Origin of the sequence: Streptomyces sp. NBC_00659, assembly GCF_036226925.1 — a bacterium.
Taxonomy (GTDB): Bacteria; Actinomycetota; Actinomycetes; order Streptomycetales; family Streptomycetaceae; genus Streptomyces.
The window spans coordinates 7,546,954-7,568,229 of the sequence record NZ_CP109031.1 but is presented as its reverse complement, the minus strand read 5'-3'; the positions used below and the strand labels follow the sequence as shown (position 1 = coordinate 7,568,229).

Here is a 21,276-nt window from a genome sequence, read left to right as displayed (position 1 = left end):
CTGGCCGCGAGCGTACGGGTCTTCTCGCTACCCTTCGTGGGGTGACCACTTCGGACTTCGCCGTATATATCGCCGGCCTGCCCCGTGTCCTCGTCGGGGCCGCCGCCCTCCTCCGCGACGCCGAAGGGCGGGTACTGATCGTCGAACCGAACTACCGCGAGGGCTGGACCCTGCCGGGCGGAACGGTGGAATCGGACGCCGGCGAGAGCCCTCGACGGGGTGCGCGCCGCGAGACGGCCGAGGAGATCGGCCTCGACGTGGAGCTCGGGCGGCTGCTGGCGGTCGACTGGGTCCTGGGGCCGGAGCGCCCACCGATCGTGGCCTATCTGTACGACGGCGGGGTGCTCGGCGAGCGGGAACTCAAGGCGATCCGGCTCCAGGAGGAGGAGCTGCTGTCCTGGCGGCTGGTGCCGCGCGAGGAAGTGCCCGCTCATCTGTCGGGCGCCTCGGGCCGTCGCGTCCTCGCCGCGCTCGACGTCCTGGCGGAGGGGTCGGGCACGGCGGAACTGGAGAACGGCCACCGGGTGGGCTGACAGGGAGTCCGCCCACCGTCCGGCGAAGGACGCGAGTCAGCCGAGGATGCGGGCCTTCTGTGTCTCGAACTCGGCTTCGGTGAGCACGCCCTGGGCCTTGAGGTCCCCGAGCTGCTTGAGCTGATCGATCTTGCTGGTCATCTCGTCGGCCGGAGCGGGGGGCGGAGGCGGGGGCGGCTGCTCCTGGTACTGCTGCTGGGCTTCCTGCTGTGCCCATCGTCCCTGCTGACGACGGGACACACGGCCCGAGACGGCGGTGGCCGTACCGGCCACCACGGCGGTGCGGGCGACCCCGCGGAGGAGACCTGGCACGGTGGTTTCCTTTCCGGCACGAGACATACGGAACGAGTCCGACAGGGATTCGATCCCCTAGGTGCGCCGAATTCGTCCCGGCGCATCGGGCAGAACCATTGGAGCACCGAACGGATTCCCCCGCACCTCGATCGCTCCCCCATCGGTCGCGATTTCCGACGATCTGCCGGTCTGTCATTCCCATGGCAAGCTGAAATGTGGGCCACCGGCCGTCGCCCGGTCAGTGGTGAGATCTAAGCGGGAGGAGCTCGCAATGGCTACGACGGGTATGCACCGGCAGGGAACCGCCGGCAGTTCGGGGGCGTGGGTGTCCGGCTGGACGGCCTTCGCCGGAGTCATGATGATCTTCGGAGGGGCGATGGCGATATTCCAGGGCATCGCCGCCATCGCCCAGGACGACGTGTTCGTCACCACCCGCAACTACGTCTACACCTTCAACCTCACGAGCTGGGGATGGATCCATCTCACCCTCGGCGTCCTGGTCGTCCTCGCCGGCGTCGCCGTGTTCCGCGGCATGCTGTGGGCCCGGATCGTCGGCATCACCCTGGCGGGGCTGTCCATGGTCGCCAACTTCATGTGGCTGCCGCACTCCCCGGTGTGGGCCAGCGTCCTGATCGCCATCGACGCCTTCGTCATCTGGGCGCTGTGCGTCGGATCGGACCGGGACGCCCGTACCGCGTAGCCGCCCGCGATCTCCCCGGAGTCTCCGGCCGGCAGCGGCCCCGCACCGAGCGAGGTGCGGGGCCGCTGCCGGTCTCGTGCGTGTGCCGGCTGTCTGTCCGGCGTGTCTATCCGGCGTCCGTCTCCTCCAGCGCGGCCAGCACGGCCGGCACCGGGATGCGCCCGGAGGCGACCATCTGGGCGCCGCCGCGCCGCAGCGCGGTGGCGAAGGGCGCCGCCCACACGTTCTCGTAGACCAGGATTCCGGCGGAGTTGCCGGGCTCCAGCGCCTTCCCGGCCTCTTCGATGTCGTCCTCGCCCAGCAGACCGGAGGACACGCCCTCGAACACGGCGAGGTCGAGGGCTCCGTCGCCGTCGAAGTCGGCGACCTCCATGCCGGCCACGGATCCGTCGGCATCCTTTCTCACGAACAAAAGGTCGAGAATCCGAATGAGGCCGCGATCCACCAGATCGACCAGGATCGGAAGTCCCTCACCCGTCATTCGGTTACCGGGAAACTCCACGACGATATAGTCGATCGGTCCCATCTCGACGAATTCATCTTCGCTCACGGCTTCACCCCTGTACGGTCATGGTTTTCCCCTGCCCCCGGTCAATGCCATTGCAGCACCGGACGGAAGCCGCCGCATTTCGGTACGACGCCTTCTCCGGCCGCCGGGAACGGTGCAGTTCGGGCCGTTCGGGTGGTTCACGCGGTCAGCTGGTAGATGCTCTTGCCGACCAGCCACAGCCCCAGGAAGAGGAACAGCGACACCAGCGCCTTGTCCTGGTGCCGCTCCATCCAGGCGCGCAGCTTCCCGAGCCGCACATGGGCGGTTCGGGGGGCGAACGTCGCGTAGAGCTCCATCGTCAGAAGGCTGGAAGTGGCCAGCAGGACGTAGCCCATCAGGGCCGCGTACGACGCGGCGTGACCGAGCTGGGCGTCCACGACGGTGGCGGCGCCGGCCGCGACCATCCCCCACGGCTGGAGCAGCAGCGCGAGCCCGGCCGCCGTCCAGGAGGAGATCTGTTCGGTCCGCGCCATGAAACCGGAGGACTTCGGCCGCTTGCCGATGTTGCGCCGGGTGCGTTCCGCGTAGAGGACGAGTCCGACACCGATGGCCAGCTTGGCGGCCAGCGCCGCCGTGGACGGCGCGGATCTCGGGGGCGGCGGCTCGCCGCCGGTCATGGCCAGCACGGCGGCGATGATGGCGACGAAGGAGGCCAGCCAGGTCAGGATGAAGGCGAGGCCTTTCCAGATCCCCTTGCGCGACGACAGCACCAGCACGAATCCCGTGACCGGCAGCGGGTCCAGGGCGATCGCCAGACCGATGAGCAGCAGGTCAAGGACCATGGCCGACCCCGCGTGGTCTCGCGTGGCCCGGAGCCGCGGTAGCGCGCATGCCCTCATGGTCACCTCCCCCGCGCACGTCCACAAATCCGGTGTCACGCCCGCCACGGCGAACTCCGGCACCCTCCCCGTACGGCCCGACGGCGCCCTCCCCGTGCAGCGGGGCGGCGCTGGCTCTGTGCCCGGCCCGCACGGCATCCCGTCGCGGCCTCCCGGCCCGCGCTCGCCCGATCGGCCCAACTCGCCGGACACATGGCCCGGAGCTACCTTGGTGACCGGACCGGGCCCCTCCCACCACGACCCGCATGCCGGCGACCGCCCGTACGCCGCCGAAGCCTGTGGTCGGCGAGCCGCGCGTCGCCCGCCCTCCGCACTTCCTCGACCAGAGCCTTCCTCCCGGGTATCGGCGCGGTGCATCCCCCGCCGAACCGCCACCGCCCGCACCGGCGCCGCGCGCTTCGGTGTACCACCTCGCGGAGCGTCTGCGATGACCCCCAAGCACCCGGCCGGCAGCCATCCCCCGCACCACACCCCGGCGGAGCGCGCCGCGCTCGGCAAGGCCGCCCGGTCCGCCGTGCCGCGCTCCAGTCACTCCGACTTCGCCCCGGCGCCGAAGCGGCCCGGCCCGGTGGACATCGTGGAGGCGCAGTCCGCGACCCGGGTGCCCGAGCTCGTGCCGATCCGCTACGGCAGGATGACCGAGTCGCCGTTCCGTTTCTACCGCGGGGCCGCCGCCGTCATGGCCGCGGACCTCGCCGGCACACCCCGGTCCGGGATCAGGGCACAACTGTGCGGTGACGCGCATCTGTTGAACTTCGGGCTGCTGGCCTCCCCGGAGCGGCGCATGATGTTCGACATCAACGACTTCGACGAGACGCTGCCCGGCCCCTGGGAGTGGGACGTCAAGCGGCTGTCCGCCAGCTTCGTCATCGCGGGCCGGGCGAACGGCTTCAGCGGCAAGGAGCGCGCCGACATCGTCCGTACGACGGTGCGGTCGTACCGCGAGTGGATGAGACGCTTCGCCGGGCTCGGCAATCTCCCCGTGTGGTACACGCATTTCGACGAGGACTGGGTACGCACCCATATCGCCGGGGATCTGAGCGCGCGGAGCCGCGACCGCTGGAAGAGGACGACCGACAAGGCGCGCAGCCGGGACAGCCTCCAGGCGTTCAACAAGCTCACGCACATGGTCGACGGCCAGGCCCTGATCGCCGCGGACCCGCCGCTCGTCGTACCGCTGCAGGATCTGCTTCCCGACATGGAGCGCGGCGCCCTGGAGAAGCAACTCCGCGGGCTGATCGGGCGCTACGGCCGGAGTCTGAACTCGGACCGGCGGTTCCTGCTGGATCAGTACCGGTTCGCCGACGTGGCCCGCAAGGTGGTCGGGGTCGGCAGCGTGGGCACCCGGTGCTGGATCATCCTCCTGCTCGGCCGGGACGGCTCGGATCCGCTGCTGCTCCAGGCCAAGGAGGCGGACGAGTCGGTGCTGGCGCCCTACGCCGGCGCGAGCGAGTACCGGACCCAGGGCGAGCGGGTGGTCGCGGGCCAGCGGCTCATGCAGGCCACCAGTGACATCTTCCTGGGCTGGGAGCGGGCCGACGGCATCGACGGCCGCCGACGGGACTTCTACGTACGGCAGTTGAGGGACTGGAAGGGGATCGCCGAACCCGAGCTCATGGTGCCGTCCGGTATGCGCGCCTTCGGCGAGCTGTGCGGTGCCACGCTGGCCCGCGCGCACGCGAGGTCGGGCGACCGGATCGCCATCGCCTCCTATCTGGGCGGGGGCGACGTCTTCGACCGGGCGCTCGTGCCGTTCGCCGAGGCGTACGCGGACCAGAACGAGAAGGACCACCGGGCGCTCGTCGACGCCGTCCGCTCGGGACGCGTCAAGGCCGAAGCCGCCTGACATGGAGGCCAGCATGGACCGCTATCCGCCCATCGCCGACCACGGTCTCGTCGGGGACCTTCAGACCGCGGCCCTGGTGTCGTCCCGGGGCGTCGTCGACTGGTTCGCGGCACCGCGCTTCGACTCCCCCAGTGTCTTCGCCGCGCTGCTGGACCACGACGGCGGCGGCTACCTCCGCCTCGCGCCCGATCACCCCGAGGGAACCTGGCGGCAGCTGTACTACCCGGACACGGCCGTCGTCGTGACCCGGTTCATGTCCCCGGACGGCGTGGGCGAGGTCATCGACCACATGCCGGTCCTCACCGGTCCGACACCGACCGACCGGCACAGCCTGGTGCGCATCGTCCGTTCGGTGCGCGGCACCGTGCACTTCGCCCTGGAGTGCCGGCCGCGGTTCGACTACGCGCGGGCGAGCCACGAACTCGAACTCACGTCCCGTACGGCGACGTTCAGGTCCCCGGTGGCGACCGCCCATCTCCAGGGCAGCATCCCGCTCGAACGCGACGGCCAGGACGTCCGGGGCGGCATCACCCTGGAGAACGGCGAGTCGGCCGCGGTCGTGTTCACGGTGTGCGGTCCGGACGGCGAAGCCCCGCCGCCCCTCACGGTCGACCGGCTCACCGAGGACCTGTGGAGCAACGTCGACTTCTGGCAGAAGTGGGTCCGCACCTCGAACTACCGGGGCCGCTGGACGGAGATGGTGCACCGCTCCGCGATCACTCTCAAGCTCCTGACCTACGCCCCGACCGGAGCACCGGTCGCCGCCGCCACCATGGGGCTGCCCGAGCAGATCGGCGGTGAGCGCAACTGGGACTACCGGTACACGTGGGTGCGGGACGGCTCGCTCTCGGTGCGGGCGCTGCTCGACCTCGGTTTCGTGGAGGAGGCGACCCACTTCACCCGCTGGCTGGGCGACCGGCTGCAGGAGCGCGAAGGGCCGGACGACGAGCCCCTCCAGATCATGTACCGGGTCGACGGCGACCCGCATCTGACGGAGGAGATCCTGGAGCACTTCGAGGGCTACCGGGGCTCGTACCCGGTACGGGCCGGCAACGGAGCCGCCGGCCAGTTGCAGCTCGACATCTACGGCGAGGCCCTCTACGCGCTGACCGAGGGCCGCGCGGTGGGCGAACAGGGCGGCTACCACGGCTGGAAGGCGCTGAGCGGCATCCTCGACTGGCTCGCGGACTCCTGGGACCGCCCGGACGAGGGCATCTGGGAGACCCGGGGCGGGCGCAAGGACTTCACCTACAGCCGCGTCATGTGCTGGGCCGCCTTCGACCGGGGTCTGAAGCTGGCCGCGGAGTTCAGCAGACCGGCCGACACCGTCCGCTGGACGAAGGCGCGGGACGAGATTCTCGAACAGGTCATGGCGCGCGGCTGGAGCGAGAAGCAGCAGGCGATCGTCCAGCACTACGACGGCGACGTCCTGGACGCCTCCCTGCTGCTGGCCCCCCGTGTCGGCTTCGTCTCCCCGCGCAGTCCCGGCTGGCTGACCACGCTGGACGCCATGGAGCGCGTACTCGTCTCCGACAGTCTCGTCTACCGCTACGACCCGGGGGCCTCCCCGGACGGGCTGCGCGGCTCCGAAGGGACGTTCAGCCTCTGCACGTTCCTGTACGTCGACGCGCTCGCCCGGGCGGGACGGCTTCCCCAGGCCCGCTACACCTTCGAGAAGATGCAGACGTACGCCAACCATGTCGGTCTGTTCGCCGAGGAGATCGGCCCCAGCGGGGAGCAACTGGGCAACTTCCCGCAGGCCTTCACCCATCTGTCCCTCATCATGGCCGCGACGACGCTGGACGAGGCGCTCGACCGGCTGCGGCCCTGAACGGCGGGATGTCCGGGCCCTGCGGAAGCAGTTCCACGGTCACGAAGGACACCACGGCGGCGAGCACGACCACCGGGACCGTTCCCGAGTTGCCCACGAGAAGCACGACCAGAACCACGGAGCTGACCGGCAGCCTGAGCGCGGCGGCGGAAGCGGCGGCCATGCCCGCCGCCATGGCCGGCACGACACCGAACCCCGGGAGCGGTGCCAGCAGGGCGCCCGTCGCACCGCCGAGGAACAGCGAGGGGAACACCGGGCCGCCCCTCAGGCTGCCCAGGCACAGTGCGTACGCGACGGACTTGAGCAGGACCACGGCCACCAGGCTGCCGGCCGACCACGCGTGCGGGTGGGCGGCGAGCTGGGCGAGGGCGGTCTGGCCGGACAGGGCCACCTCGGCCGGCGAGCGCCCGGTGACGGCCGCGTAGAGGGCCGCGCAGCCGCCCGCGCCGAGCGCGCACAGCACCGTGGTCCGCAGCGTGTGCGCGGACACCGAACGGGCCGCGTACCGGCCGCCCACGATGATCCAGTGGACGCCGACCCCGATGACCAGCGCCATGAGCACCGACCAGACCACGTCCCCGATGTCGAGGGTCGAGGGCGCGGGCAGTCCGATCTTCAGGCTGCCGGTCTGCAGGCCGGTCCAGTCGCCGAAACCGGTGAAGACGATGGCTCCGACTCCGCTGGAGAGCAGCGCGGGCAGCATCACCGCGAACAGCTGCGGCCCGCCCACGCCGGCGACCTCCATCAGCAGCACGGCGGCGACCAAGGGGCTGCCGAAGATCGCCGAGATGGCCGCGGCGGCGCCCGCGGCACCGAGCAGCGCCGTGCTCGCCGGGGTCGCGGGGACCCGTACGAGATCCCGGAAGAGCAGGGCCAGACCTCCGCCGAGGGCGATCAGCGGCGACTCCGGGCCGAGCACGGCTCCCAGCGGAAGGCCGGCCAGGGCGGCGAGCGCGACGCCCGGCAGAGCGGAGGCCGCCACCCCGCCGGCGTGCAGGCCCGAGGCGGGGATGTGTCCGCCCCGGCCCGGAAGCCACGCCACGATCAGGCCCACCAGCACCCCGGCCAGGAGCATCGGGGGAAGCGGCCACCACCACGGCGGTTGCGACCACCCGAGATCGTGCGGCCACTGTTCCCACATCAGATGTTCCAGCTCGTGGAGGAGCACCAGGAACCAGAACGCGGCCAGCGAGACCGGGACACCGATCAGGGCGCAGAACACCAGCACCCGCCGGTAGGCGGGCTGGGCCAGCATGTTTCTCAGCTGCTCGGCCTCCGTGGGCTGCTTGCCCGGCGGGGCCTCGGCCCCTGCGGACCGCTCACCGGGAGCGGGCCCGCTCTCCTCGGACTTCGGCTCGGTGATGGGTCTTCTCCTACGTCCGCTCGGAGGAACACCGCCCTGGAGCGGCCGTGTGACGCTGCCGTCGGGGCGCGAGCGTACCCACGGGATCCGCCGATCCCGCGCGGCCCGCGCACCTGGCCCCGAAATCCCTCCGGGTGGACGCGCGATCCGCACCCTCGTGGCCGGACGCGGGCCACGGACGTCACGCCCGCCGCTTCCCGTCGATCTCGGCGATCAGTGCCTCGATACGGGTCCTGATCTCGTCGCGGATGGGGCGGACGGACTCGACGCCCTTGCCGGCCGGGTCTTCGAGGGCCCAGTCGAGATACTTCTTGCCGGGGAAGACCGGGCAGGCGTCACCGCAGCCCATGGTGATGACGTAGTCGGACGCCTGGACGGCCTCGGTGGTGAGGATCTTCGGCTCGGCGTCGGCGATGTCGACGCCGACTTCCTTCATGGCCTCGACCGCGGCCGGGTTGACGCGGTCGCCCGGGATCGATCCGGCGGAGCGGACCTCGACCCGGTCGCCGGCTAGGTGGTTCAGGAATCCGGCGGCCATCTGCGAGCGCCCGGCGTTGTGGACACAGACGAAGAGCACGGAGGCGAGCGGGCTGGAGGACATCGGTTCTTCCCTCACAAGAAGGCGCGGGTCCCCGCCTGTGCGGGGATACAGGACCCAGGAATCACTCCACACTGGTATCAGGCTGGAGTGATGTGAAACTATCAGCCCATGATGACGTCGGTCGACATTGATCTGATGCGGGTTCTGGCCGACCCGCTCCGGCTCCGGATCGTCACCCTGCTCGCCGGGGAAACGCTCTGCAGCACGCACCTGATCGAGGAGACGGGAGCCAGGCAGACCAACCTCTCCAACCATCTGAAGGTGCTGCGCGAGGCCGGTGTCGTCGACACGGAGCCGTGCGGCCGGTTCACCTACTACCGGCTCAGGCCCGATGTCATCGCCTCCCTCGCGGGCCAGTTCGCCGGCCTGGCGGAGACCGCGCGCGCCACCGTCGAGAACAACGTCAAGCGGTCCTGCCCCTGATCCCCGCCCACGCGGGGACCCGCATGCAACGAGGAGTCCTGTTGACCGCCACCGAGGCCACCGAGCGCGACGGCGCCACGGCATCCGCCACAACCCCCTCCACTGTCGCCACCCCTTCCGCCGTCGCCCCGGAGCCCGCCCCGGGTGCCACTCCAGCCCAGGCGCCCCCGCTGATCGCCAAGGCGGCGGCCGAGCTGGTCGGCACCGCGGCCCTGGTCGCGATCGTGGTCGGCTCCGGTATCCAGGCCACCGGACTGACCAGGGACGTCGGCCTGCAACTGCTCGCCAACTCCACCGCCACCGTCTTCGGCCTCGGGGTCCTGATCCTTCTGCTGGGCCCGGTGTCCGGCGCGCACTTCAACCCGGCCGTCACCCTGGCCGAGTGGTGGACCGCCCGCCGCGGCGGCGCCGGAGTCCCCCTGCGTGACGCGGCCGCCTACATCCCCGCTCAGATCGTCGGTGCGATCGCGGGCGCCGTCCTGGCCGACGCCATGTTCGGCGAGCCGCTGGTCAAGTGGTCCACGCACGATCGCTCGGCGGGGCATCTGCTGCTGGGCGAGATCGTCGCGACGACCGGACTGATCCTGCTGATCTTCGGGCTGGCCCGCACCGACCGGCTGCGCTTCGCCCCCGTCGCGGTCGCCTCGTACATCGGCGCGGCTTACTGGTTCACGTCGTCGACGTCCTTCGCCAACCCTGCGGTGACGATCGGCCGCGCCTTCACCGACACCTTCGCGGGCATCGCGCCCGGCTCGGTTCCGGGGTTCATCGGCATGCAGCTGATCGGCGCCGTGGCGGGGCTGGCGCTGGTGGCGCTCGTCTTCACGCCCGGCCGGAAAAAGGCCGAGCAGCCCGCCGGATGACGGTCGCACTCGACTCGACGGCCAGGCCGGGCGCGGTGGCGTTCCTCGTCTCTCCGGCCACGGTCAGGCCGCGGCCGGGGAGATGACCAGCAGCCGGCCCATCGAGGCGAGCACGGACGGCTCGACCCGGTAGTAGACCCATGTACCGCGCCGCTCCGAGGTGAGCAGGCCGGCCTCCTTGAGCTTCTTCAGGTGGTGGGAGACGGTCGGCTGGGAGACACCGACGTCGGAGATGTCGCACACGCAGGCCTCGCCGCCCTCGTGCGAGGCCACGGCGGAGAAGAGCCGAAGCCGCACCGGGTCACCGAGGGCCTTGAACATCCGCGCGGCCGTCTCCGCCTCCTCGGCGGTGAACGGGCGTTCGGTGAGCGGCGGGCAGCACGGCTCCACGGCCTGGCCGGCGGGCTCCAGCAACGGCAGCAGCTTCGTATTCGACATACATCTATGTTGACATACGTCGAACCAGCCTGGCCAGGGCTGAACCGATCATCCGACCACTCCTCGGCGAGCTCCTGAATTAGATAACTGTCTATGTTGACACTCGTCGAATCAAGTGCCACGCTGATCTCGCAAGCCATCGACGGATGTCGAAATACCGAGGAGTCGACCGTGAACGCGCCTGTCACCACCGATCTGCCCGTCGTCGTGATCGGAGCCGGCCCCGCCGGACTCGCCGCCGCCGCCCACCTGGTCGACCGTGGTCTCACGCCGCTGGTACTGGAAGCCGGGCCGGTAGCCGGTACGGCGGTGCGTGAGTGGGCGCACGTCCGGCTGTTCTCCACCTGGGGCGAGGTCACCGATCCGGCCGCCGAGAAGCTGCTGGCCCCGACGGGATGGGTGAAGCCGGACGCGACGACCTATCCGTCGGGCGGAGACTGGGCCGAGCAGTACCTCCAGCCGCTCGCCGACGTCCTCGGTGAGCGGGTGCGCTTCGGCGCCACCGTCACCGGCGTGTCCCGTTCGGGCCGGGACCGGATCGTGGACGCCGACCGCGAGGCCCAGCCGTTCGTCGTCCATGTCACCCACGCCGACGGCCGCGAGGAGCGGCTGTTCGCCCGCGCGGTGATCGACGCGTCGGGCACCTGGACCGCCCCCGGCCCGGCCGGCGGCAGCGGCCTGCCCGCCCTCGGCGAAAAGGCCGCGTCCGACCGGATCACCTACCGCGTGCCCGACCTCAAGGACCCGGCCGTCCGCGCCCGGTACGCGGGCAGGCGCACCGCGGTCATCGGCTCCGGCGCCTCCGCCTTCACCGCCCTCGCCCACCTCGCCGACCTCGCCAGGTCCGACGACGGCACCGGCACCAAGGGCGTCTGGATCCTGCGCCGGGGCATCTCCGGCTCCACCTTCGGCGGCGGCGAAGCCGACCAGCTCCCCGCCCGAGGAGCCCTCGGTCTCGCCGCCAAGGCCGCCGTCGACGAGGCTCACGCCGACGCGGTCACCGGCTTCCGCACCGACGCCATCGAGCGCGCCACCGACGGCCGTCTGGTCCTCGTCGGCGAGGACGGCCGCCGCCTCGACCCGGTCGACGAGGTCATCGTCCTCACCGGCTTCCGCCCCGACCTGTCCTTCCTGTCCGAGCTCCGCCTCGGCCTCGACGAGCGCCTCCAGGCACCCACCGAACTGGCCCCGCTCATCGACCCCAACCAGCACTCCTGCGGCACCGTCTACCCGCACGGCGTCAACGAGCTGTCCCACCCGGAGAAGGACGTCTACCTCGTCGGCATGAAGTCCTACGGCCGCGCCCCCACCTTCCTGGCCATGACCGGCTACGAGCAGGTCCGCTCCATCGCCGCCGCCCTCGCGGGCGACCAGGAGGCCGCCGAGCGGGTCGAGCTGACCCTGCCGGAGACCGGGGTCTGCGGCGGCGCCGGCCTCTTCGACGACCCCAACGCGGCCCAGGACAGCGCCGGCGGAGGCTGCTGCGCGACCCCGGCCACCCTCCAGATCGGCGTCGGCGCCCCGGCCCCGTCCGGCGGCTGCTGACCCACGGCTCCAGAACCGCCACCCCACCCAATCACCCAGCAGGAGGCTCGCCATGTCCCGCGTACAGCTCGCCCTCCGGGTCCCCGACCTCGCCGCGTCCATCGCCTTCTACACCAGGCTCTTCGGCACCGAGCCCGCCAAACTCCGCGACGGCTACGCCAACTTCGCCATCACCGAGCCCCCGCTCAAACTCGTCCTGATCGAAGGCGTCGCAGGTGAGGCAACGCGCATGGACCACCTCGGCGTCGAGGTCGAGACGGCCGAGGCCGTACACACGGCCACTGCCCGGCTGGCCGAGGCCGGGCTGGCCACCGCCGAGGAGAACGACACCACCTGTTGCTACGCCCTCCAGGACAAGGTCTGGGTCCACGGCCCGGGACAGGAACCCTGGGAGGTCTACGTCGTGAAGGCCGACGCCGACTCCCTGGCCAAGCAGCAGGGCAGCACCTGCTGCACAGCCCCGAGCCAGGACACGCCGGACGAGTCGACCGCCTCATCGGCAAGCTGCTGCTGACGGTCGGCGACCGACGAGACGGTCCGGGTGGTACGTGCGGACGCGGGAGGCCGTCTCACGCGGAAGCCACCACCTCGCCGGCCATGACCTGGGGAGGGTTGGGGAGCAGTGACGCAAGGTTGTCCCGTACGAAGTCCGCAGCCCTCGCGATCGATTCCTCGGCACCGGCCTGGTCCTGGAAGACGCTGGTCGAGACCATCACTCCGTCCCCGGCATCGATCCAGTAGTAGGCGACGAAGCCGGAGACCTGGCGCATGAGCGCCACGAACCCCTCGTTCACGAGACGTGCCGCCTCGGCCGAATCGGTCACCCCTTCATACCGCCGGACTGCTGCGTACATCGCCAAGCTCCTCACGGCGTTCTGGGTTCGCCTTCTCCTGAGACGTCTTACCCCTGCGCCGGCCTGCCTGGCTCATGAGGCGTCCGGCAATCACCTGAAGAGCCCCCTCGGGTGATCCGAACGGTGGCCGCCCGCAGAACGGAAGAGACTGTGAACGCGGCTTGATGCCCCAGGCCGGAACAGCCATTCCATCGCGGTCAAAACAGCCATTCCATCGCGGCAAGGCTCTTGTCGACGTACTTGTCCTGTCCGGTCCCGATGCCGTGTGCGAGGTCCTCGAAGACACTGCACCTGGCATAGAACACGGCACGCTCACCGAGGGCCGCGAGGTCGTGGGCGTCGGTTCGATAGCTGCGGATGGCGGCGCGGGTAGCGGCGGGGCCGAGATCGCGGTGGAGCAGCCCGAAGTCGCAGGCCGGGTCGACGACGGCCGCATCGCTCCAGTCGATGATGCCGGTCACCGTCCATGTGTCCGGGTCGATGAGAACGTGTTCGATCCCCAGATCGTTGTGGGAGAACGTCGGGGTGCATCCATCGTTCGGTGGTGCGGCATCCAAGAACGCCTCGACGGACCGGCGGTGCACCGCCGGTACCTGCCCGGCCACCGTCGCGTAGTTCTCCGCGGCCTCATGTCGCCACTCGGCCGGCGGCTGATGGTCCGTGTCCACCAGACCGGCCAGCCGATCGACCGGAACGGCATGCAGCGCAGTGAGCAGCTCGCCGAGCGTGGCGGCGATCGACGTGCCGTGGGCCGATCGCCGGTGCCGCGGCACATCCAGCAGTGGCATGCCGGGGAGCTTGCGGTAAGCCAGACATCCCTGCTCCGCGACAGTGAACGCCGGTTCGGGGACGGGCAGCGGCGAGATGTCGGCGACGGCGGCAAGCACGCGGGCCTCGTGGCACACCAGGGCGGCCCGCCGCGCCAGGTCGGGCTCTTTGCTGAAGCGCACGACCAGCTCACCGTTGACCTCGTACGCCAGGTTGTCCAGGCCCCCGCCGAGCGGCACGACGGACTCGATCCGGTAGTCGGGCACGTGCGTGGCCACGACGCTGCGGACGTCCGCGACGCGGTCGCGGCTGCGACTGGTCATTCGCCGAGCCTATCAATCGACCGCATGACGCCGGTGGTGTTCATCGGGTGGCCGCGCGGTCGCCGACCAGGCCGGCAGACACGTAGCGGGTCGTCCGCGTGTCCGCGTCGAGGGCGGCGTCCGCGGGGGGCCTCACAGGGCGGGTCGGTGCGGCCGCCACCGCCTGCCGGACCGGTGGCCACGGACGGGCCCGTTCGCATGCGCTACGGCTTTCGGGTGCTCTTGCTGCGCGATCATGAGACCCGGCGCGCCCACGCCCGTTTCGGCATATTCCGAACTAATCTCCCGGAATTGTAAAAGTCGATCTTCCCCAGATCGCACCCACTCACTCCATCGGAGATGACATGCGCAAGCTTCGCAACGTTGCCGTCCTGATCGCCGCGATCGGCAGCATCGGACTCGTGGGCGGCACGGCCCACGCCGGTGACCACGGCGACGGGTTCACCGTCAAGCAGCACTCCTCCTGCAAGTCGCACGACCTGAACGTGGACGTCCTCGGCCAGGTCGGCCTGCTCAACGGCCTGGGCGGCAACCTGCTGGGCGGCGAGGGCAACCCCGGTGCCCAGGTCACCGACATCGGCTCCAGCGCGGGCTGCAACAACAGCGCCTTCTGAAGTCCCGGCCGACGCGGAGTCACCGGCCGATAGATGGTCCCGGCCCCGGGCCTCAAGCCCGGGGCCGGGACCATATGCGTGCGCCGGCAGGGCTCCGAGGTGAGCTTGCTCCGCTTCGCAAGCGGCGGACAGCGGATGTGGATCCGAGCGAAGCGGCGGAACCAGCCGCGCCCAATATCCGGTCGCTCCGAGCAGGCGAGCCCCGTACCTTCATGTCCGTGAACAGGCCACTCGTCGCCGTCCTCAGCGGGGCAGGCATCTCCACCGACTCCGGGATCCCGGACTACCGCGGTCCCAACGGGCTCTGGCGGAAGGATCCCGAAGCCGAGAAGCTCGTCACGTACGAGTACTACATGGGCGATCCCGAGATCAGGCGCCGGGCGTGGCTGATGCGGCGGGAGAGCGGTGCGCTGCGGGCCGAGCCCAACACCGCGCACCGGGCGGTGGCCGAGCTGGAGCGTTCCGGCGTGCCCGTGCGGGTCATCACGCAGAACGTCGACGGACTGCACCAACTCGCCGGGATGCCCGCCCGCAAGGTCCTCGAACTGCACGGCACCGCACGGAGTTTCGTGTGCACCAAATGCCACGCACGCGGGCCCATGGACGACGCCCTCGCCCGGGTCGACGCCGGTGAGGACGATCCGGCCTGTCTCGAGTGCGGCGGGATCCTCAAACCGGCGACCGTCATGTTCGGTGAACGACTCGACCCCGTCGTCCTCGGCCAGGCCGCCGCCATCGCCAAGGCCTGCCAGGTGTTCATCGCCGTCGGCAGCAGCCTCCAGGTCCAGCCGGCGGCGGGCCTCGCGGGCGTGGCCGCCGACCACGGGGCCCGGCTCGTCATCGTCAACGCGGAGCCGACCCCGTACGACGAACTCGCCGACGACGTCGTACGCGAGCCCATCGGCACCGCGTTGCCGGAGCTGCTGCGCCGGCTCCGTACGGAGGACAGCGGGCAAGTGCGCTGACCGACCTGAGGCGCTTGTCCGCGCGACCGGCAGGGAGACGGCTCCGACCGCCGGACAGGTCCTAGGGGCGGATTCCGTCGCAGGTGAGGTGCAGGCGCCGCGGGCCGCGCAGTACGGCGTTCTGCCGGTACGGGGGCGGGTCCTCCAGCAGACGTGGGTTCTCCAGCCTCCTGGCCAGTTCCGCCAGGGCGAACTGCGTCTCCAGCCGGGCGAGCGGTGCGCCGAAGCAGCTGTGGATGCCGCTGCCCAGGCCGAGGTGCTGGATGTCGGGGCGGTCCGGGTCGAAGCGGTCCGGGTCCTCGAAGCGCCGGGGGTCGCGGTTGCCCGACGCCAGGACCAGCCACACGGAGGCGCCCTTGGGGATGGTGACCCCGCGGACCTCGATGTCGGCGAGGGTGGTGCGCTGCGGCACCAGTTGCACCGGCGGCTCGAACCGCAGCAGCTCCTCGACGATGGGCACGGCCAGCCGCGGATCGGCACGCAGCCGCTGGAGGACGTCGGGATTGCGCAGCAGGGTGAGCATGCCGTTGGTGATCAGGTTGACCGTGGTCTCGTGCCCGGCGATCAGCAACAGCGCGGCCGTGCTGAGCAGTTCCATCGTGGTCATCGGACCGTCGTCGCCCTTGGCGGTCGCCAGCTGGGAGAGCATGTCCTCGCCGGGGTTCTTGCGGCGCTCCTCGATCAGGCCGGCCAGGTACATGCCCAGCTGCATCCGGGCGTCCTGTGCGCCCTTGTCCCGCTCGGCGGGATCGGCGTCCGGGTCGGGGTCCAGGTTCGCGGCGAGGGTGTCCGCCCAGACGTGGAAGCGTGTCTCGTCCTCGCGCGGCACCCCGAGCAGCCGGCAGATCACCGTCACCGGGAAGGGGTACGAGAACTGTTCCACCAGGTCGATCCGGTCCGGGTCCCCGATGCCGTCGATGAGGCCGGTGACGATGTCGTGGAGCTCTCCGCGCATCCCGTCGACCCGGTGCGGGGAGTGCGGCGGCCCGAAAGGGCGGTTCGTCATGCGGCGCAGCCGGTCGTGCTCCGGCGGGTCGAGCTTCAGGAAGCCCGGCGGCAGGGTGCTCTCCTCCGAGGGCGCCCCGGCCGGCGGTTCGGCCGCGTTCGAGGCCAGGTTACGGGCGTCGGAACTGATCCGGGGATCGTGCAGAAGGCTGCGGATCTCGTAGTACGTGCTGATCACGTACGGCCCGTCGGCCTCGTGGTGGACCGGCGACTTCCGCAGCTCCTCGTAGATCGGGTACGGGTCGGCCCGGTTGGCGTAGTCCAGGATCTGGTGCAGCAGGGATTGCGTCATGGCGAGTCCTAGCGTCCTCGTGGCCGTGCGGGCCGTGCGGTCAGTGCGCCGGGGTGAACGTCATCCGGCGGTCGGCCGGCGAGTATCCGCTGAGGGTCACGGTGGGGCCGTGGGTGGGGATTGAGGGGTCGGGGAAGTCCGCGTCGAGCGGCCGCTGTCCCTCCGGGCGCCGGTCGACCGTCGCGAACGGCGGCGGGAACGGCGCGGTGGTCTCGATCAGCTCCTGGTAGAACGGCAGCCACCGGCCGTGGTCGAAGGCGACGGCGCCGATGACGCGCCCCTGGTACCCGTACACGCCGAGGAACCGGTGATCCGCCAGTGAGCCCTGGGAGACGAGGATCTCCGTCCCCATCGAGGGGATCCCGACGGACTTGATGTTGACCCCGAACTGCGAGGACCAGAACGCCGGAACCTCCATGTGGGGCAGGCGGTCGGTGCTCTCGCTGAGCATGTTGTGCGCCGCGATCCTGGCTTGCGACACGGCGTTGCCCCAGTGCTCCAGGGACAGGAACTGGTAGCCGAACAGGGCGTGCGGGCTGCGGGCGACGTCGCCGGCGGCGTAGATGTCGTCGGTGACGATGCCGCGGATGTCGAAGGCGCGGCAGCCTGCGTCACAGGCGATGCCCCGGGGACCCGCGCCGAGTCCGGACCCGGCGAGCCATTCGGTGTTGCGGAGGGCGCCGAGCGAGACGATCACCACGTCGGTCTCCACGGTGGAGCCGTCGGACAGCTGCGCGGCACGCACCCTTCCCGAGGCGTCGCCCTCCAGCGCGGTCACCATGACCCCGCACCGCAGGTCGACACCGTGCTCGCGATGCATCTCGGCGGCGACCGCGCCGACGACCCCGCCGAGCGCGCCGACCAGGGGCGCGGCGCCGCGTTCGGCGACGGTGACGGGCAGGCCGCGTTCGCGGCAGGCGGAGGCGATCTCCGAGCCGGTGAATCCGGCGCCGATGACCAGGACCCGCTCGGGGCCCGCGTCGAGCCGCCGCGCGAGGGCGGCGCTGTCGTCCCGGGTCCGCAGCACGAAGACGCCGTCGAGGTCCGCCTCGGCCTCGTTCGGCCACGGTCGCGCCCGGACGCCGGTGGCGATGAGCAGCCGGTCGTACGGCACCTCGTCGCCGTCGGCCAGCCGCACCCGCCGGGCGGCCATGTCCAGGCCGGTGGCCGCTCTGCCGAGCCGCCAGGTCGCGTCGAGGGCCCTGAGCCTGGGCAGGGCGGTACGTTCGGCGCTCGCCCTGCCCAGCAGCACCTGCTTGGACAGCGGGGGCCGGTCGTACGGTTCGCAGGCCTCGTCGCCGATCAGGGTCAGTGACCCGGCGAAGCCCTTGTCCCGCAGGGTTTCGGCTGCCCGCAGGCCGGCCAGCGAGGCACCGACGACGACGATACGGCCGTCACGCTTGAGCCGTTCCAGGGATCCGTCACCGTCCACCGGACACCGCCTCGGCCGATACGTCCACGGCGTCGGATTCCACGGCGTCGACGAGGATCGCCTGGACCGGGCAGGCCGCGGCGGCCTGGGCCAGCTTCTCGCGCTGTGCCGCGTCGGCGTCCGGGTCGTACAGCAGTGCCTCCTCGCCGTGCATGGCGAAGATCTCGGGCGCGAGGAACGCGCACTGCGCGTACCCCTGACAGCGGTTCAGATCGACGGCAATCCTTACCACGGGATCGGTCCTCTCCACTGGCCCGTTCGACCCTCCTGCGCACCACTCTCGGTGGCCGGGCGGGAGCCTGCGACGAGGGGTGGACCGTTCGGGTGAGCGGGGCGGGGCGGCCCGGTCAGGCCGGGGCGGCGGGCCGGGCCGCGGCGGGAGGGCGGCCTCGCAGGATGTTCAGGCTCAGGAGCAGCGCCCAGGCCGGGAAGACCAGCTCGGACCAGGGCACGCTGCTTCCCGCCACGAGCAGCGTCAGGCCCGCCAGATAGCCGACGACGACGAGCGGGCGCGGGAGGGCGCCGAGCCGACGGCCGATGGTCGAGGTCGCGATGATGAACACCGCGGCCATGCGCATGGCGTACGTGGTCAGCAGGGCGTAGGCGAAGTGGCTGCCGAAGGAAGGGCTCTGCGGGCTTTCGCCGAGCACGGTCCCGGCCGCCGCGGCGGCGGCGAACAGGGTGGCGACGAAGACCACGCCGCTGCCGAGGAACACGGTGGCGACGAACCGGTCCTCGGCCCGGCCGGCCTGCTCGCGCAGAGCGCCCATGAACCACAGGAACGCGATCCCGGCGAACGGCACCAGCTCCAGCGCCGTCCGAACGCCACCGCGCTGTCCGGAGTCGAGGGTCGTCTCGTCCCCGCTGTCGGGCAGGGCGATCCGCACCAGCACGATCGCCGCGGCCATCAGGATCGCGAACGCCACCCCGGCCACCCCTGCGGCCCGGGCTGTCGCGAGGCTCTTGTACTTCCGCTCCATGGTCTCCCGCTCTCTGGCTGCTCTCCCTTCGTACAGACACCAGTGATCGGGCGGCTCACGCCACCGGGGTCACCCGACAGGAAGACCGCGGTGCGCCATACAGGTCATGGCTTCCCCGTCACCTCCACGGAGAGGTCGTTGTCGACGGTGTAGTAGGGGCGCAGGCCGGTACCACCGACGTCGGCCGCCGGGTAGACGACGATCTTCCTGCGGTCCGCCAGGTCGTCGAGAAGACGGCCGACGCGCATCGAGGGCGCCTGAGCCGCGGGACGGACGAAGACGTCCCAGACGCCTCCCCCCGGCGGTGCCCCGGCAGCCAGCTCCGCGTAGTCGACGGTGAAGGAGAGGCTCCGTCCGTCGTCCCCGGCACGCGGCTCCACGGTGACAGCGGTGGCGCCGGCACCCCGCAGACGCAGGCTCACGACGGATCCCTCCTGGAGCGAGGCGCCGTGCAGGCGTGCCCTGACCGTCATCGAGCGGGCGCCGGCGTCGATGCCCTCGGCCTCCGCGTGGGCGTCGCGCAGCCAGGCGCGCACCGCGAGGTGGCCGTCCACGGTGACGTACGGGATCCGGACGGCGAGCGGGGACGGCCGAGGGCGACGGTGTCCGTCGACGAGTGCGCGGAGATCGCGCAGACCGGCGCGCGGACGCTGCCGCTCGGATCCAGGTTCCTGGAGCAGGTAGACGTCCCAGCGGCCCTCCGTGAGAACGGGCCGCGCGTTCAGGACGGCGCACTGGCGTTCGCCGGCGGACTCGAAGCCGAGGACGTGGACCGTCTTTTCGGGCTGTCCCTTCTTCGGGCGCAGTCGCAGCAGCAGTTGCTGCCCTTCGGGCGACCCGGGCGGCAGGTCGAAGGTGATCCGGCCGTCGTCACCGGTCACACAGCCGACGTGTACCTGCGTCTCCGTGTCCGTGTCCGTGCTCATCGCTTCCTCCTCAGGGTGCGCAGCACACCGTCGGCCGTGCCGTGGGCGGTGTCGCGCAGGGCGAAGCCCTGGCTGACCAGGACGCGCTGCGCGCCGGAGCGTTCGCGCTGAACCGGCCGGCCCGCTCTTCTCGCCGACACGGCCTCGGCGAACAGGCGTTCCGCCTGTGTGACGACGGGGCCCGGAGCGAATCTCCGCGCGTTCTTCCGGGCCGCACGGCCCGCGCGCAGGCGCCACTCGTCGTCGCGGACCAGTCCCCGCAGCGCCTCGCCCAGCGCGTCGCGGTCTCCGACCGGCACGAGTCGGCCGTCGACGCCGTCCTCGATGATTTCGCCCGGTCCGTGGGGACAGTCGGTGCTCACCACCGGCAGACCGCAGCTCATCGCCTCGATGATGGTCATGCCGAACGCCTCGTAGTCGGAGGACGCCACCGCGATCGAGCCCTTGACCCACTCCGCCTCCATGGGGGTCGCCGCACCCATCAGGAGGACGCTGTCGTACAGGCCGAGGTCCGCGATGAGCCGCCGCAGCCTCTCGTGCTCCTCGCCCTTGCCGTAGATGCGCAAGCGCCAGTCGGGGTGTTCGGCGGCGACCGGCGCGAAGGCCTCGATGAGCAGGTCGTACCGTTTGACGGGAACGAGACGGCCGGCGGCGATGATCACCTTGGCGGTGCCGTCGGCAGGCGGCAGCACGGCTTCCGGCACGCTGTTCGGCAGTGCCGCCACCCGGACTCCGGGCATCCGCATCTTGCGCCGGTAGGCGGTGGCGTCCGCCTCGGTCACCGTGGTGAGCGTGTCGAGCCGGCGATAGGCCCGGCGCAGGGCGGAACGCAGCCGGGGTGAATGGCCGTCCAGGGTGAGGTGTTCCTGTCCGACGCGCGCGACGTGCTGCGGAGCCTGGAGCGCCAGATGCACGTTGAGCCCGGGCCTGGTCCCTATCACCACGTCGGCGTCGGTCGCCGCGAGGCACTCGCCGATCCGTCGGTCGGTCAACTCGCTGTACTGCCGGTACCGGTACTCGGCGCGGGGAAACACCCGCGCCGGTCTCAGATGCGACGGGTGGTCCTTCTCCTGCCGCAGATCCACCAGCGACCGTAACGAGACTCCGGGATCCAGGGACAGAGTCGGCCGCTCGCGGTGCCGCAGCACGGAGACGATCTCCACCTCGTTCCGCGCGGCAAGCGCGCGGGCCAGATTGAAGGTGGTGCTGATCGTGCCCCCGATCCCGTAGGCGTTGTGGAGCAGAAAGGAGATCTTCATAGGGGGTCAGACAGCGCCGACTCCGGAACGGT

The 21,276-nt window shown here is 71.1% G+C and carries 24 protein-coding genes; 10 read left to right on the top strand and 14 right to left on the bottom strand.

Translation table 11 applies throughout. From position 1 onward, the window contains the following. The first annotated feature begins 41 nt into the window (after nucleotides 1-41). Nucleotides 42-533 (top strand): NUDIX hydrolase, encoded by a 492-nt coding sequence (locus OG410_RS33100; RefSeq protein WP_329302465.1) that lies wholly within the window; start codon nucleotides 42-44, stop codon nucleotides 531-533. Nucleotides 534-569: 36 nt separating this feature from the next. On the opposite strand, the gene OG410_RS33095 is transcribed toward OG410_RS33100, so the two are convergent. After that, nucleotides 570-845 carry an SHOCT domain-containing protein gene (locus OG410_RS33095; protein ID WP_328672423.1) on the bottom strand — a complete coding sequence of 92 codons (276 nt, stop codon included), beginning with the start codon at nucleotides 843-845 and terminating at the stop codon, nucleotides 570-572. A 253-nt stretch (nucleotides 846-1,098) separates the two neighbouring features. On the opposite strand from OG410_RS33095, the gene OG410_RS33090 reads away from it, so the two are divergent. Then, nucleotides 1,099-1,527 carry a DUF7144 family membrane protein gene (locus OG410_RS33090; protein WP_329302464.1) on the top strand — a complete coding sequence of 143 codons (429 nt, stop codon included), beginning with the start codon at nucleotides 1,099-1,101 and terminating at the stop codon, nucleotides 1,525-1,527. Nucleotides 1,528-1,633: 106 nt separating this feature from the next. Here the strand turns inward: OG410_RS33090 and OG410_RS33085 are convergent, their stop codons facing one another. Both OG410_RS33085 and OG410_RS33080 read right to left on the bottom strand, forming a co-directional pair. Further along, entirely contained in the window at nucleotides 1,634-2,053 is a 420-nt protein-coding gene (locus OG410_RS33085) for a DUF6325 family protein (RefSeq protein WP_329304317.1), read from the bottom strand. 161 nt (nucleotides 2,054-2,214) lie between these two features. Continuing rightward, nucleotides 2,215-2,859 (bottom strand): GAP family protein, encoded by a 645-nt coding sequence (locus OG410_RS33080; RefSeq protein WP_329302463.1) that lies wholly within the window; start codon nucleotides 2,857-2,859, stop codon nucleotides 2,215-2,217. 484 nt (nucleotides 2,860-3,343) lie between these two features. Here OG410_RS33080 and OG410_RS33075 point away from each other — a divergent pair, with 484 nt between their 5' ends. Both OG410_RS33075 and OG410_RS33070 read left to right on the top strand, forming a co-directional pair. Next, nucleotides 3,344-4,762 carry a DUF2252 domain-containing protein gene (locus OG410_RS33075; RefSeq protein ID WP_329302462.1) on the top strand — a complete coding sequence of 473 codons (1,419 nt, stop codon included), beginning with the start codon at nucleotides 3,344-3,346 and terminating at the stop codon, nucleotides 4,760-4,762. A 13-nt stretch (nucleotides 4,763-4,775) separates the two neighbouring features. Next, complete coding sequence (locus OG410_RS33070; RefSeq protein ID WP_329302461.1) at nucleotides 4,776-6,593, top strand: glycoside hydrolase family 15 protein; 1,818 nt, start codon at nucleotides 4,776-4,778, stop codon at nucleotides 6,591-6,593. On the opposite strand, the gene OG410_RS33065 is transcribed toward OG410_RS33070, so the two are convergent. Then, the gene (locus tag OG410_RS33065) at nucleotides 6,544-7,848 is read right to left on the bottom strand and encodes a chloride channel protein (protein WP_329302460.1); all 1,305 of its coding nucleotides are present in this window, start codon (nucleotides 7,846-7,848) and stop codon (nucleotides 6,544-6,546) included. The two genes, OG410_RS33070 and OG410_RS33065, sit on opposite strands and share 50 nt — an antisense overlap. Before the next feature lie 289 nt (nucleotides 7,849-8,137). Beyond that, a complete protein-coding gene (locus OG410_RS33060; RefSeq protein ID WP_329302459.1) occupies nucleotides 8,138-8,557 on the bottom strand; it encodes an arsenate reductase ArsC in 420 nt (139 codons plus the stop codon). A 108-nt stretch (nucleotides 8,558-8,665) separates the two neighbouring features. Between OG410_RS33060 and OG410_RS33055 the strand changes: the two genes are divergently transcribed. Together OG410_RS33055 and OG410_RS33050 are read left to right on the top strand one after the other, a co-directional pair. Then, the gene (locus OG410_RS33055; protein WP_329302458.1) at nucleotides 8,666-8,980 is read left to right on the top strand and encodes an ArsR/SmtB family transcription factor; all 315 of its coding nucleotides are present in this window, start codon (nucleotides 8,666-8,668) and stop codon (nucleotides 8,978-8,980) included. A gap of 41 nt (nucleotides 8,981-9,021) precedes the next feature. Further along, entirely contained in the window at nucleotides 9,022-9,843 is an 822-nt protein-coding gene (locus OG410_RS33050; RefSeq protein ID WP_329302457.1) for an aquaporin, read from the top strand. A gap of 63 nt (nucleotides 9,844-9,906) precedes the next feature. Here the strand turns inward: OG410_RS33050 and OG410_RS33045 are convergent, their stop codons facing one another. Continuing rightward, nucleotides 9,907-10,281 (bottom strand): ArsR/SmtB family transcription factor, encoded by a 375-nt coding sequence (locus tag OG410_RS33045; protein WP_329302456.1) that lies wholly within the window; start codon nucleotides 10,279-10,281, stop codon nucleotides 9,907-9,909. 171 nt (nucleotides 10,282-10,452) lie between these two features. Between OG410_RS33045 and OG410_RS33040 the strand changes: the two genes are divergently transcribed. After that, entirely contained in the window at nucleotides 10,453-11,826 is a 1,374-nt protein-coding gene (locus OG410_RS33040; RefSeq protein ID WP_329302455.1) for an NAD(P)-binding domain-containing protein, read from the top strand. A 52-nt stretch (nucleotides 11,827-11,878) separates the two neighbouring features. Then, entirely contained in the window at nucleotides 11,879-12,340 is a 462-nt protein-coding gene (locus tag OG410_RS33035) for an ArsI/CadI family heavy metal resistance metalloenzyme (protein ID WP_329302454.1), read from the top strand. Between the two features lie 55 nt (nucleotides 12,341-12,395). Here the strand turns inward: OG410_RS33035 and OG410_RS33030 are convergent, their stop codons facing one another. Beyond that, nucleotides 12,396-12,680, bottom strand: a complete 285-nt coding sequence (locus tag OG410_RS33030) for a hypothetical protein (RefSeq protein ID WP_326784657.1) — start codon at nucleotides 12,678-12,680, stop codon at nucleotides 12,396-12,398. A gap of 197 nt (nucleotides 12,681-12,877) precedes the next feature. Beyond that, complete coding sequence (locus OG410_RS33025; protein ID WP_329302453.1) at nucleotides 12,878-13,771, bottom strand: phosphotransferase family protein; 894 nt, start codon at nucleotides 13,769-13,771, stop codon at nucleotides 12,878-12,880. Nucleotides 13,772-14,115: 344 nt separating this feature from the next. Between OG410_RS33025 and OG410_RS33020 the strand changes: the two genes are divergently transcribed. Beyond that, nucleotides 14,116-14,385: a hypothetical protein gene (locus tag OG410_RS33020; protein WP_326784659.1), complete on the top strand. Its 270-nt coding sequence runs from the start codon at nucleotides 14,116-14,118 to the stop codon at nucleotides 14,383-14,385. 218 nt (nucleotides 14,386-14,603) lie between these two features. Beyond that, the gene (locus OG410_RS33015) at nucleotides 14,604-15,350 is read left to right on the top strand and encodes an SIR2 family NAD-dependent protein deacylase (protein ID WP_329302452.1); all 747 of its coding nucleotides are present in this window, start codon (nucleotides 14,604-14,606) and stop codon (nucleotides 15,348-15,350) included. A gap of 61 nt (nucleotides 15,351-15,411) precedes the next feature. Here the strand turns inward: OG410_RS33015 and OG410_RS33010 are convergent, their stop codons facing one another. From OG410_RS33010 to OG410_RS32985, 6 genes are all read right to left on the bottom strand, one after another. Next, complete coding sequence (locus OG410_RS33010; RefSeq protein ID WP_329302451.1) at nucleotides 15,412-16,647, bottom strand: cytochrome P450; 1,236 nt, start codon at nucleotides 16,645-16,647, stop codon at nucleotides 15,412-15,414. Between the two features lie 40 nt (nucleotides 16,648-16,687). Further along, nucleotides 16,688-18,079, bottom strand: a complete 1,392-nt coding sequence (locus tag OG410_RS33005) for an NAD(P)/FAD-dependent oxidoreductase (protein ID WP_329302450.1) — start codon at nucleotides 18,077-18,079, stop codon at nucleotides 16,688-16,690. Continuing rightward, entirely contained in the window at nucleotides 18,069-18,311 is a 243-nt protein-coding gene (locus tag OG410_RS33000) for a ferredoxin (RefSeq protein ID WP_329302449.1), read from the bottom strand. The genes OG410_RS33005 and OG410_RS33000 overlap by 11 nt, the downstream gene beginning before the upstream one ends. A gap of 115 nt (nucleotides 18,312-18,426) precedes the next feature. After that, entirely contained in the window at nucleotides 18,427-19,059 is a 633-nt protein-coding gene (locus tag OG410_RS32995) for a hypothetical protein (protein ID WP_329302448.1), read from the bottom strand. A gap of 104 nt (nucleotides 19,060-19,163) precedes the next feature. After that, nucleotides 19,164-19,985, bottom strand: a complete 822-nt coding sequence (locus OG410_RS32990; protein WP_329302447.1) for a transferase — start codon at nucleotides 19,983-19,985, stop codon at nucleotides 19,164-19,166. Beyond that, a complete protein-coding gene (locus tag OG410_RS32985) occupies nucleotides 19,982-21,244 on the bottom strand; it encodes a glycosyltransferase family 4 protein (RefSeq protein ID WP_329302446.1) in 1,263 nt (420 codons plus the stop codon). The genes OG410_RS32990 and OG410_RS32985 overlap by 4 nt, the downstream gene beginning before the upstream one ends. Nucleotides 21,245-21,276: the final 32 nt, after the last annotated feature.